Origin of the sequence: Modicisalibacter tunisiensis (assembly GCF_020148005.1) — a bacterium.
Classification (GTDB): domain Bacteria; phylum Pseudomonadota; class Gammaproteobacteria; order Pseudomonadales; family Halomonadaceae; genus Modicisalibacter; species Modicisalibacter tunisiensis.
In genome coordinates this window covers 1,252,491-1,264,150 of the sequence record NZ_JAGXFD010000001.1, presented here as the reverse complement: position 1 = coordinate 1,264,150, position 11,660 = coordinate 1,252,491, and the positions used below count along the sequence as shown (strand labels likewise).

The 11,660-nt window shown below is 70.5% G+C and carries 14 protein-coding genes; 6 read left to right on the top strand and 8 right to left on the bottom strand.

Annotated features, from left to right (window positions below):
• Positions 1-151: 151 nt before the first annotated feature.
• The 5 genes from hisB to KGQ91_RS05825 all read left to right on the top strand — a co-directional run bounded on the left by hisB (position 152) and on the right by KGQ91_RS05825 (position 3,532).
• Entirely contained in the window at positions 152-745 is a 594-nt protein-coding gene (gene hisB / locus KGQ91_RS05845; RefSeq protein WP_224420505.1) for an imidazoleglycerol-phosphate dehydratase HisB, read from the top strand.
• A gap of 22 nt (positions 746-767) precedes the next feature.
• A complete protein-coding gene (hisH, locus tag KGQ91_RS05840) occupies positions 768-1,409 on the top strand; it encodes an imidazole glycerol phosphate synthase subunit HisH (RefSeq protein ID WP_224420504.1) in 642 nt (213 codons plus the stop codon).
• A 71-nt stretch (positions 1,410-1,480) separates the two neighbouring features.
• Entirely contained in the window at positions 1,481-2,230 is a 750-nt protein-coding gene (hisA, locus tag KGQ91_RS05835) for a 1-(5-phosphoribosyl)-5-[(5-phosphoribosylamino)methylideneamino]imidazole-4-carboxamide isomerase (RefSeq protein ID WP_224415903.1), read from the top strand.
• 5 nt (positions 2,231-2,235) lie between these two features.
• The gene (hisF, locus tag KGQ91_RS05830; protein WP_224415904.1) at positions 2,236-3,009 is read left to right on the top strand and encodes an imidazole glycerol phosphate synthase subunit HisF; all 774 of its coding nucleotides are present in this window, start codon (positions 2,236-2,238) and stop codon (positions 3,007-3,009) included.
• Between the two features lie 7 nt (positions 3,010-3,016).
• A complete protein-coding gene (locus KGQ91_RS05825) occupies positions 3,017-3,532 on the top strand; it encodes a hypothetical protein (RefSeq protein ID WP_224420503.1) in 516 nt (171 codons plus the stop codon).
• A 35-nt stretch (positions 3,533-3,567) separates the two neighbouring features.
• Here KGQ91_RS05825 and KGQ91_RS05820 read toward each other — a convergent pair whose 3' ends face one another.
• From KGQ91_RS05820 to KGQ91_RS05810, 3 genes are read right to left on the bottom strand one after another with little or no spacing between them, the layout of a single operon-like run.
• Entirely contained in the window at positions 3,568-4,353 is a 786-nt protein-coding gene (locus KGQ91_RS05820; RefSeq protein WP_224415906.1) for a CHAD domain-containing protein, read from the bottom strand.
• 27 nt (positions 4,354-4,380) lie between these two features.
• Complete coding sequence (locus KGQ91_RS05815; protein ID WP_224415907.1) at positions 4,381-4,980, bottom strand: YjaG family protein; 600 nt, start codon at positions 4,978-4,980, stop codon at positions 4,381-4,383.
• Positions 4,981-5,006: 26 nt separating this feature from the next.
• Positions 5,007-5,303, bottom strand: coding sequence for an MGMT family protein (locus tag KGQ91_RS05810; RefSeq protein ID WP_224415908.1), 297 nt, complete (start codon positions 5,301-5,303; stop codon positions 5,007-5,009).
• Positions 5,304-5,426: 123 nt separating this feature from the next.
• On the opposite strand from KGQ91_RS05810, the gene KGQ91_RS05805 reads away from it, so the two are divergent.
• Complete coding sequence (locus KGQ91_RS05805; RefSeq protein ID WP_224415909.1) at positions 5,427-6,110, top strand: type 1 glutamine amidotransferase; 684 nt, start codon at positions 5,427-5,429, stop codon at positions 6,108-6,110.
• A 42-nt stretch (positions 6,111-6,152) separates the two neighbouring features.
• Here KGQ91_RS05805 and mnmH read toward each other — a convergent pair whose 3' ends face one another.
• The 5 genes from mnmH to KGQ91_RS05780 all read right to left on the bottom strand — a co-directional run bounded on the left by mnmH (position 6,153) and on the right by KGQ91_RS05780 (position 11,660).
• Positions 6,153-7,250: a tRNA 2-selenouridine(34) synthase MnmH gene (gene mnmH / locus KGQ91_RS05800; protein ID WP_224420502.1), complete on the bottom strand. Its 1,098-nt coding sequence runs from the start codon at positions 7,248-7,250 to the stop codon at positions 6,153-6,155.
• On the bottom strand, positions 7,247-8,284 hold the full coding sequence (gene selD / locus KGQ91_RS05795) for a selenide, water dikinase SelD (RefSeq protein ID WP_224415911.1): 1,038 nt from the start codon (positions 8,282-8,284) through the stop codon (positions 7,247-7,249). The genes mnmH and selD overlap by 4 nt, the downstream gene beginning before the upstream one ends.
• A 235-nt stretch (positions 8,285-8,519) precedes the next feature.
• Positions 8,520-9,899: a DNA repair protein RadA gene (radA, locus tag KGQ91_RS05790; protein WP_224415912.1), complete on the bottom strand. Its 1,380-nt coding sequence runs from the start codon at positions 9,897-9,899 to the stop codon at positions 8,520-8,522.
• A gap of 91 nt (positions 9,900-9,990) precedes the next feature.
• On the bottom strand, positions 9,991-10,464 hold the full coding sequence (locus KGQ91_RS05785) for a copper resistance protein NlpE N-terminal domain-containing protein (protein ID WP_224415913.1): 474 nt from the start codon (positions 10,462-10,464) through the stop codon (positions 9,991-9,993).
• Between the two features lie 98 nt (positions 10,465-10,562).
• Positions 10,563-11,660 (bottom strand): alkene reductase, encoded by a 1,098-nt coding sequence (locus KGQ91_RS05780; protein ID WP_224415914.1) that lies wholly within the window; start codon positions 11,658-11,660, stop codon positions 10,563-10,565.

Sequence of the window (11,660 nt, the reverse complement as noted above, 5' to 3'; positions counted from 1 at the left end):
ATGACCCCGCATTGTAGCGGATGGCCATTGCGATTCTCTATAATGACAGGCTCGGCACGGGACGCGCAGGCCGCCACACTCCGGTTTCCGCCACGCGTCCCGCCAACTTACTGTTGCCCGGCGCGCGAGCGCCCGGAAGGGAGAGCGGCCAATGCCCGAGCGAATCGCCACGGTATCGCGAGACACGTCCGAGACTCAGATCACGGTCACCGTCAACCTGGACGGCCAGGGACGCTTCAATGCCGACACCGGCGTGCCGTTTCTCGACCACATGCTCGACCAGATCGCCCGCCACGGGCTGATCGACCTGGATATCGTCGCCAGGGGCGATCTGCACATCGACGACCACCATACCGTCGAGGACATCGGCATCACGCTCGGCCAGGCCTTTGACAAGGCAATCGGCGACAAGCGCGGCATCCGCCGCTACGGCCATGCCTACGTGCCGCTCGACGAAGCCCTGTCCCGGGTGGTGATCGACTTCTCCGGCCGGCCCGGACTGGCCATGGATGTCGAGTTCACCCGTGCCAGCATCGGTCGCCTGGACACCCAGCTGTTCTGGGAGTTCTTCCAGGGCTTCGTCAACCACGCCCGGGTGACGCTGCATATCGACAACCTCAAGGGGTTCAACGCGCACCACCAGGCCGAGACCATCTTCAAGGCCTTCGGCCGCGCCCTGCGCATGGCCGTCGAACCGGACCCGCGCATGGCCGGGCAGATGCCGTCCACCAAGGGCAGCCTTTGATCAGTAACCGCGAGGAGCGAGCATGACGATCGCCGTCATCGACTATGGCATGGGCAATCTCCACTCCGTGGCCAAGGCCCTGGAGCACGTCACCCACGAACACGTGGTGATCACCCGCGACGCCCGCTCGATCCGCGGCGCCACGCGCATCGTGCTGCCCGGCCAGGGCGCCATCCGCGACTGCATGGGCGAGCTGCAGCGCACCGAACTGCAGGGGCTGGTCAAGGAACTGCTGGACGACGAGGGCAAGCCACTGCTGGGCATCTGCGTCGGCCAGCAGATGCTCATGGAGCACAGCGAGGAGAACGGCGGGGTTACCTGCCTGGGCTACCTGCCGGGCAGCGTGCGCCGTTTCAGCCAGGAGATGCACGACGCAGACGGCCGCCGCCTGAAGATCCCCCACATGGGCTGGAACCAGGTCAGCCAGCATCACCCGCATCCGCTCTGGGAAGGCATCGGCGACGGCGCCCGCTTCTACTTCGTGCACGGCTACTACGTCGAGGCCGAGCGCGACGCGGACGTCTTCGGCACCACCCGCTACGGCGACGTCACCGCCCATGTGGCGACCGGCCGGGACAGCGTCTTCGCCGTGCAGTTTCACCCCGAGAAGAGCGCCGACGCGGGGCTGCGCCTGCTGGAAAACTTCGTCAACTGGACGCCCTGAGCCCCGGCGTTCGCCGCCGTCACACTGGATAGACCGCGCCCGGCCGGACCGGGCGCTCACGAGGACATGACATGCTGGTTATTCCCGCCATCGATCTCAAGGACGGCCAATGCGTCCGCCTCAAGCAGGGGCGAATGGACGACGCCACCACCTACGGCGACGATCCGGTCGCCATGGCCGCGCGCTGGGTCGAGGCCGGCGCCCGCCGTCTGCACCTGGTCGATCTCAACGGCGCCTTCGAGGGCAAGCCGGTCAACGGCGAGGCGGTCACCGCCATCGCCCGCGCCTACCCCGACCTGCCGATCCAGATCGGCGGCGGCATCCGCTCGGCGGAAACCATCGAGCACTACCTCGAGGCCGGGGTCTCCTACGTGATCATCGGCACCCAGGCGGTCAAGCAGCCGGCCTTCGTCAGCGAGGCGTGCCGGCTGTTCGCGGGTCACGTGATCGTCGGCCTCGACGCCCGCGACGGCTTCGTCGCCACCGACGGCTGGGCCGAGGTGTCGACGCTCAAGGCCACCGAGCTGGCCAGGCGCTTCGCCGACGACGGCGTCTCGTCGATCGTCTACACCGACATCGCCCGCGACGGCATGATGCAGGGCGTCAACCTCGACGCCACCGTCGCGCTGGCCCGCGAGGGCGGCCTGCCGGTGATCGCCTCGGGCGGGGTCACCAACCTCGATGACATCCGTGGCCTGGCCGAGGTCGCCGACCAGGGCATCCTCGGCGCCATCACCGGCCGCGCCATCTACGAAGGCAGTCTCGACGTCGCCGCGGCCCAGCGCCTGTGCGACAGCCTCGACACAACCCGCAAGGAGTGATCACCATGGGTCTGGCCAAGCGCATCATCCCCTGCCTCGACGTCGACGCCGGCCGCGTGGTCAAGGGCGTCAACTTCGTCGGCATCCGCGACGCCGGCGACCCGGTGGAAATCGCCAAGCGCTACAATCAGCAGGGCGCCGACGAGATCACCTTCCTCGACATCACCGCCAGCCACGAGGACCGCGCGACCACCGTCGAGATGGTCGAGCGCATCGCCGGCGAGGTGTTCATCCCGCTGACCGTGGGCGGTGGCATCCGCACCTGCGAGGACATCCGCACCATGCTCAACGCCGGCGCGGACAAGGTCTCGATCAATACCGCCGCGGTGACCAATCCCGAGTTCGTCCGCGAGGCCACCGAGCGCTTCGGCAGCCAGTGCATCGTGGTGGCGATCGACGCCAAGCGCGTCAGTGCCGAGGGCGAAACGCCGCGCTGGGAGATCTTCACCCACGGCGGGCGCAAGCCCACCGGGCTCGACGCCATCGACTGGGCGCGCAAGATGGTCAACTACGGCGCCGGCGAGCTGCTGCTGACCAGCATGGACCGCGACGGCACCAAGGCCGGCTTCGACCTGGAGCTGACACGGGCGATCTCCGAGGCCGTGGCAGTGCCGGTGATCGCCTCCGGCGGGGTCGGCAACCTCGACCATCTGGTGGAGGGCGTGACCCGGGGCGCGGCCGACGCGGTACTCGCCGCAAGCATCTTCCATTTCGGCGAATACACCATCCCCGATGCCAAGCGCTACATGAACGAGCACGGCATCGAGATGCGGCTCTGAGGGGGTGGTGAATCCCCTTGCACGGATCACCGTCGTCAGGCTCCTGGGGGTCGTGTTCCAGGGCGGGCTGACGGCGGGGTTCGGTCCGCCGTCCAGGGCGTCAGGCCTGCTCACCTATGACCACGGGCTGATCCAGACCAGCCTGTGGACACACCACTACTCATCCGACACGACATACAACGACCGCCAGAACCTGATCGGCATCGAACTGCACAACCCCGATCGCTGGCTGGCCGGCGCCGCCTGGCTGAAGAACTCCTTCGACCAACCTACCTGGTACTTCTATGCCGGGCGCGAATTCCCGCTATGGCGACCGCGTGCCGACCTGGAGGTGCGGGCCAAGCTGACCGCCGGAGGAATACGCGGCTACGATGGCGACAAGCGGAACAAGATCGCCTACAACCACTACGGTATCGCCCCCGCGATACTGCCCACCGTGGGCGTGCGCTGGGGGCGCGTCGAGAGCGATGCCATTCTCTTCGGCACCGCCGGCCTGATGGTCACTGCCGGGGTCCGATTCTAGGAGGGCCGGGGGCTTCCCCGGAAGCAGCCGACCGGTCAGGGGAGCCAGCCGAGCTTGCCGGCCTGCCCCAGGCCCTTGTCGAGCTGCGTCTCGGCGAGGCGGCGCAGTTCGTCCGCCAGTGCCTCGCGCTGCGCCGGCTCCAGTGGCGTCGCCTCGCTCTCCGGCCCTGTCAGCCACGCCGCCAGATTGATCAGGTCATGCTGACGACCGAGCCGCCTGGCGAGTCGCTTGAGACGGCGCGGGTCGACCCGCGGCGGCTTGCCCTTCACCCGTGCGCGCAATTCCTGCTGATAGGTCAGGTACTTCACCCACTTGCGCCAGCGATGACAGCGCACCGGATCGCGTGACGCGGCACACCTCTCGGCCAGACGGCGCGCCTTGCGCCGGGTGCGCCGATAGCCCGCCTTGACCTGCCGGCCTTTCAGCGGCTCGGCCTGCCAGCTGCCCGCCTCGCGGACGAACTCGGCGTCGAGGGCGTCACGATCCGCGACCTCGGTCGCCTCGAGCGACGCCGCCAGGGCGGCCCGCAGCCGGGCGACGAGCGGACGCAACTCGGGGTCGAGGCGCGGCAGCGCCCAGCCCAGCATGGCGTGACGCACCCGCGCCTCGCGGGGGCCTTCCAGGCGTCTGGCGATCGTCCGGGGCGTGGCCTCGCGGGGCTTGATCGCCGCCCGGGGGCGCTCGGCACGCTGCAGCTGGCGGGCGGCGCGCAGGCGCTTGCAGGTCAGGCGCAGCTCGTGAATATCGTCGTCATCGAGCGGCGTGACCAGCCGGGCACGCGCCGCGTCGATGCACGCCAGCGGCCACTGACGGTACTTCATGCCGGCCTCCCGGCGCCCCGGCGGGCGTCATTCCAGACTCAGGCCGAGATTGCTGACGCCGTCGTTGCGCCCCAGGCGACGCAGCGCCTTGAGGGCCTCGCGGTCGAGCCGCGCCTCGGCAGCCTCCAGCACCGCTTCCTGGAAGTCGCGCTCGTCGGCCATCAGCGGATGCGCGCGCAGGCGCGCGGCGGCCCGCTCGGCGTCATCGTCCTCGGCCCCCTCGGTCATCTCGACGAAGGCCTGCACCCCGCTCTTCGACAGGCCGCTGACCGTCAGCGCCGCGTCGGGTGTCTCGCCCTGCAGGGCGTCGAGCAGGGTCGACAGGGCCATCATCACCTCCACGGCCCGGCGCGCCCCGAAGCTCTCGTCGTCCTCGGGGGGTTCCGCCTCGCTCAGCTTCTCCGCCTGGCGCGCGAAGTCGATCCTCGCCTCGCGCACCATCAGTGACTCCCAGGCCAGGTCGAGCACCACGCGCAGGGCGCCGGGATCGCCCTGGCCGGTCATCTGCGCATACAGGCCGTAATTGGGCAGCAGCCGCTCGCACAGCGCCGCCATGAACGCGATCTGCTGGCGGCGACTCAGGGCACGCAGGCGGGCCTTGAAGCCCTCTCGGGATATCGCTGTCATGGATTCTCCTGGTTGTGCGGGGCCGCTCACGGCCACAGCCGCTCGGCACTCACCCGACCGCCGGCCTCGAAGGCGATGCCCTCGGCCCGCAACCGCTCGCGCTGACGCTCGGCGCCGCCATGCTCGGTGATCCGCCGCGAGGCGTTGATCACCCGGTGCCAGGGCAGGCCGTGGCCGTCGGGCAGATGGCGCATGGCACTGCCGACCATGCGCGCCGTGGCACCCTCGGTCATCTTCGCCACCCGGCCGTAGGTGGTCACCCGGCCTTCGGGAATCTGGGCCACGATGGTATAGATCTGCTCGAGCAGGTCCGCGCGGGGCATGTCCACTTCAGGGGTCGGCGGCTATCGGCCCCATTATGGCACCGTCGACCGCGTGCGGGGACCACCCGGCCGACCGACGAGATTCGCTGGACGTCGATGGAGCGCGTGGCCGATGATGGCCGCATGCATATCTACTTCCTCCAGCATGCCGCCCACGCCGGGCCCGCCCGTCTCGCCGACTGGCTCGCCGGCATGGGACACAGCCACAATACCTGCCACCTGTATGCCGACGAGGCGCCGCCGCGCCTCGAGGACTGCGACGCGCTGATCCTGCTCGACGGCCCCCAGGCCCACGACGACTCTGAAGCCCACCCCTGGCTGAAGCGCGAGATCAAGCTGCTCGACCGCGCGCTGAAGAGCGGCAAGCCGGTGCTGGGCCTCGGCCTGGGGGCACGCCTGATCGCCGCGCGGCTCGGCGCCATTGTCTCCCGCGGCACCCATGCCGAGGCCGGCTGGCAGACCGTGACCCTGGCCCCGGAGAGCCCCTTCGACCTGCCCGAGCAGTTCGAGGCCTTCCTCTGGCACCGCGACATCTTCGGCCTGCCCGAGGACGCCCTGCCGCTGGGCGGCACCGCGGCCAGCCCGGTACAGGGCTTCGCCTGGGACGCGGGGCGGGTCATCGCCCTGCAGTGCCACCTGGAAGCCACCGCTGCCAGCGCCGCTGCCCTGCTCGACCATGAGCCCCTGCCCGCCGAGGGCCCCTACGTGCAGAGCCGCGAGGCGATCCTCGCCGACCCGCGGCGCTTCGACCGGCTGGCGCCGCTGCTCGACCGGGTGCTGAGCCGCTGGCTCGTCGGCGCCGCCTGAGCGCAGGCCGCCTGAGCGCAGGCCGCCTGAGCCACGCTGCCGCTACTGGCGTGTCGGCGCCGCCTGCCAGGCCTCGGCGAAGGCCAGGCAGCTGTCCCAGTCGCCGACGTGGAGGAAGCGCTGGTCGTCGTGCTTCTCCAGCTGATAGCGGTACATGGGGTCGTAGTATTCGGTCAAAAGCGGCGCCAGCCAGGCCTCGTGGGCCTGACGGTTGCCGCGCTCGTGCTCGCGGAAGGCCAGCTCCTGCAGGCGCACCAGCCGTGCCAGCCGGGCGCCGCCGAGACGCTTGCGCAGGCGCTTGAGGGCGCCGGAGAGCTGCTTGCGCATCAGCGCCCAGCCCAGCCACTCGCCGTACTGGGTGACGTAGATCGCCCACAGGTCCTCGATGTAGTCCTTGTGGATGCGCGCCAGCCGCCAGTCCAGCGGCATCTCGACGCGGATGCGCGGGGCCCGCTCCATGCCGCGCCAGAAGCTCAGCGGAATGTTGGCGCTGCCGATGTGCCGTGACTCGTCCTCGACCACGCAGGCGCCGTCCAGCCCCAGCAACCCGAGGCCCAGGGCGTGCTCGAAGTCGATCTGGCTCGGTGCCGGCAGCGGATGCCGGCCGAAGGCCGAGCCCTTGTGGCGGGCGCAGCCCTCGAGGTCGAGACCATGGCTCAGGCGCTGGATCAGCTCGGTCTTGGCGCAGCCGGTCAGCCCACCGACCACCAGCAGCGGCTGCTCGGCGGCGGCGTCGATGCGCCGGCACAGCGCCTGACGCATGGCCTTCCAGCCGCCGCGGATGCGCGGGCGCGTGATCCCTGCCTCGGCCAGCCATTGCTGGGCGATCTGCGAGCGCAGCCCGCCGCGGAAGCAGTAGAGCAGCGCATCGGGATGCGCCTCGACCACACGTCGCCAGGCGGCCACCCGCTCGCGGCGCAGACGCCCGCTGACCAGCTGCTCGCCCAGCGCGATCGCCGCCTGCTGACCGTGGGTCTTGTAGCGGATGCCGACCCGGTGGCGCTCGGCGTCGTCCATCAGCGGCAGGTTGACCGCGCCGGGCAGCGCGCCCTGGGCGAATTCCACCGGCGCGCGCACGTCGATCAGCACCCGGCCCTCGGCCAGCCACGCCAGGTCCGGCTCGACCGTCGGCAGGGTCATCGCCGAACCTCGATCAGCGCCTCGCCCTGGGGCTTCAGGCACTCGCCGAACGGCGCCAGCGTGACCCCGTGGGCCCGGCCGATGCGCTCCACGTCGTCGGCATAGGCCGGGTCCACCGTCAGCAGCAGGCCGCCGGAGGTCTGCGGATCGCACAGCCACTGCCAGTGGGCGTCGTCCATCGTCGGCAGGCTCGCGCCCAGCGCCTGGCGGTTGCGCGTGGTCCCGCCGGGCACCGCACCCTGGCGGCGGTAGGCCTCGGCCTCGGCCAGCCGCGGCAGGCGGCGGAAGTCGATGCGCGCCCTGACGCCGCTGGCGCTGCACACCTCGCTGAGGTGCCCGGCCAGCCCGAAGCCGGTGACGTCGGTCATGGCATGCACGCCGGCGACCTTCGCCAGCTCGACGCCCATGTCGTTGGCCTCGAGCATGGTCTCCCGGGCCAGCCCCTGATGGCCGGGCTCGAGCAGCCCGCGCTTTTCCGCCGTGGTCAGCAGCCCCACGCCCAGCGGCTTGGTGAGATACAGCAGGTCCCCCGGCCGGGCGCCCTTGTTGAGCTTGAGATGCTCGAGGTCGACCAGGCCGTTGACGGCCAGCCCGAAGATCGGCTCCGGCGCGTCGATCGAATGTCCGCCGGCCAGCGCCAGCCCCAGCTCGCGGCACACCGCCTGGGCCCCGGCCACCACGTCGCCGGCGACGTCGGCGCCCAGGGTGTCCAGCGGCCAGCCGAGGATGCCCAGCGCCATCACCGGGCGTCCGCCCATGGCATAGACGTCGCTGATGGCGTTGGTGGCGGCGATGCGGCCGAAGTCGAAGGGGTCGTCGACGATCGGCATGAAGAAGTCGGTGGTGGCGATCAGCCCGCGGCCGTCGCCCAGATCGTACACCGCCGCGTCCTCGCGACCCTGATTGCCGACGATCAGCCGGGCGTTGCTGGCTCCCGGGCCCGCCTTGGCGAGAATGCCGTCGAGCACGTCGGGGGCGATCTTGCAGCCGCAGCCGGCTCCGTGGCTGTACTGGGTCAGGCGAATGGCGCTCATGCTGTTCTCCTCGTTCGAACCTGTGACAATTCTACGTCAAGCGTGTCGGCGGCGGGATGGCTATAGCAGGGCTATCACAGATAGCTGCAGCATCGCTCGGGCTGACCGGCGGCCGGTCTACGAGGGGCGCTATGAACCCTTCCGTGGGCGCTACTTTGGCCATCCATGGCCAAAAACCCCCTCTACGACCTGCCCCCTGCGCCCTCGACATAGCCAACGGTGGTTGCTCTGATGGCTACAGGGCTTCCAGGGCGTCGGCCAGCTTGTCCACGGCGATCACCGTCATGCCCTCGGGCGACTGCCTGGGCGCGTTGGCGCGCGGCACGATGGCCCGGGTGAAGCCGTGCTTGGCGGCCTCGACGATGCGTTCCTGGCCGCTGGGTACCGGGCGGATCTCGCCGGACAGCCCGACCTCGCCGAACACCACCAGCTCGCGCGGCAGCGGGCGGTTCTGCAGGCTCGACACCACCGCCAGCAGCACCGCCAGGTCGGCGCTGGTCTCGAGCACCTTGACCCCGCCGACCACGTTGAGGAAGACGTCCTGATCGCCGGTGAACAGTCCGCCGTGACGGTGCAGCACCGCCAGCAGCATGGCCAGCCGGTTGGGGTCGAGCCCCACCGCGACGCGGCGCGGGTTGCCCAGCGCCGACTCGTCGAGCAGCGCCTGGACCTCGACCAGGATCGGCCGGGTGCCTTCCCAGACCACCATCACCAGGCTGCCGGCGGCCTGCTCCTCGCCGCGCGACAGGAAGATCGCGCTGGGATTCCTGACCTCCTTGAGGCCCTGCTCGAGCATCGCGAACACGCCCAGCTCGTTGACCGCGCCGAAGCGGTTCTTCTGGCCGCGCAGGGTGCGAAAGCGCGAGTCGCTGCCACCCTCGAGCAGCAGCGAGGCGTCGATCATGTGCTCGAGCACCTTGGGACCGGCCAGCGAGCCGTCCTTGGTGACGTGTCCCACCAGCAGCAGCACGGTGCTCGAGCCCTTGGCGAAGCGCGTCAGCGCCGCCGCCGACTCGCGTACCTGGGCCACGCCGCCCGGCGCCGAGGCGATATCCTCGAGGTGCATGGTCTGGATGGAGTCGATGACCAGCACGTCGGGACGCTCGCGCTCGGCGACCCCGAGGATGGTCTCGATACTGGTCTCGGCGAGCATCTTCAGCCCCCGGGTGGGCAGCTGCAGGCGATGCGCGCGCATCGCCACCTGCGACAGCGACTCCTCGCCGGTGACGTAGAGCACGCTGCGCTGCTGGGCCAGCTTGCAGGCGGTCTGCAGCAGCAGGGTCGACTTGCCCGCCCCGGGGTGGCCGCCCAGCAGCACCGCCGAGCCGGGCACCAGGCCACCGCCCAGCACCCGGTCGAACTCGCCGAAGGTCGACGAGAAGCGCGGCACCTCGCCGAGATCGACGCTGCCCAGATCGACCACCTCGCGGGACAACGCCCCGGCATAGCCGCCGCGCCCGGCCGCCCCGGCGGTGCTCGCCGCCCCCGGGCGCGCGGACGCCAGACGCACCTCGCTGAGCGTGTTCCACTCGCGGCAGCTCGAGCACTGCCCCTGCCACTTGGTGTATTCGGCACCGCACTCGGTGCACACGAAGGCGCTCTTCGCTCTGGCCATGACGACTCTTGATTACCGAAATGGACGGGAAACGGGCACGCAACGACAGGGGCGGCCCGCAGGCCGCCCCCTCACGTGCCGCCGGCCGGGCTTACTGGCCGGCCTGGCTGCCCTGGCGCGTCAGTCGCAGCGCCTCGCCGTTCTGGAAGCGGCGCTTCTGCGGGTCGATCAGTTCCAGGGTGTCGGGGTTGAGCTTGAGGAAGTAGTAGACCTGCCCCTCGCCCTCCGGCGTCAGCTCGTAGACGGTGGCCTCGGGATCGCTGGCGGTGCCGCTGAGCACGTCCCACTGGCCTTCATAGTGCTCGGTGGGCGGGTCCTGCGGATGCTCGCGGTAGCTGGCATCCAGCTTGAAGGTACGCTCGGCATCGCTGGCCTGCTCGTCGCCCTTGAGCGCGACCGTGATGTCGATGCCCGCGCAGTTGCGGCACGGCAGCGTCCCCTCGTAGACGGCCGCCTGTTCGGCTGTGGCCGGCGCGCCCGGCGCCATGCCCTGCTGGGTACCGGTGGCACACCCCGCCAGCAGCGCCAGCATCGCGGAACCGGCCAGCAACGTCCTGATCTGCATGTGAGTCCTCCTAACCTGTGAGCGTGAGCCGCCGTGGCGACATCCTGCCCACAGGATAGCGGCAAGCCACGCGGCTGGACAGCCCCGCGGCCGCCGGGTCAGTCGAGCGTCGGATAGTCGGTGTAGCCTTCGGCGCCGCCGCCGTAGAAGGTCGACGGGTCCGGGTCGTTGAGCGGCGCCCCACGGCGGAAGCGCTCGACCAGGTCGGGGTTGGCGATGTAGGGCCGGCCGAAGGCCGCCGCGTCGCCCAGACCGTCGGCGATCAGCGCCTCGGCCCGCTCGGCGGTGTAGTGGCCGCAGTAGATCAGCACCCCGCGGAAGCGCTCACGCAGGTCGCGCCGGAAGGCGTCGGTCAGCTGCGGGCCTTCGCCGGTCCAGTCCGGCTCGTTGATGTGCAGATAGGCGATGCCGCGCCGCGAGAGCTGCGCGGCCAGGTAGTGCATCATCGCTTCCGGCTCGTCGTCGGAGAGGCCGAAGATCTCGATGAACGGCGACAGGCGGATGCCCACCCGGTCGGCGCCCATCACCTCGCTGACCGCATCGACCACCTCGAGCACCAGCCGCGCGCGATTGACCACGCTGCCGCCGTAGCGGTCGCTGCGCCGGTTGGCGCCGGTGGCCAGGAACTGCTGCAGCAGGTAGGCGTTGGCGGCGTGCACCTCGACCATGTCGAAGCCGGCGCGCCTGGCCCGCTTCGCGGCCTGGCGGTAGTCGTCGATGAGCGCCGGGATCTCGTCGAGTTCCAGCGCCCGCGGCGTGCTCACCGGATAGCGTCCGGCGCTGCCGTCGGGGAACTCGGCGAAGCACTCGGCCCCTTCGCCGCGCAGGGCGCTCGGCGCCACCGGCTGGCGCCCCTCGGGCTGGACGATCTCGTGGGACACCCGGCCCACGTGCCAGAGCTGCAGCGCCATGCGCCCGCCGGCATCGTGCACGGCCTTGACCACCTTGCGCCAGCCCGCCTCCTGGGCGTCGGTGTAGATGCCCGGGGTATAGACGTAGCCCCGCGCGGTGGGCGAGATGTTGGTGGCTTCGCTGATGATCAGCCCGGCGTCGGCGCGCTGGGCGTAGTACTCGGCCTGCAGGTCGCCGGGGATGCTGTCGGGGGTGCGGGCACGGGTCAGCGGCGCCATGATCACCCGGTTGGGCAGGGTCAGGCGGCCGACGTCCAGGGGGGAAAGCAGTGTCTCGTGCGCCAT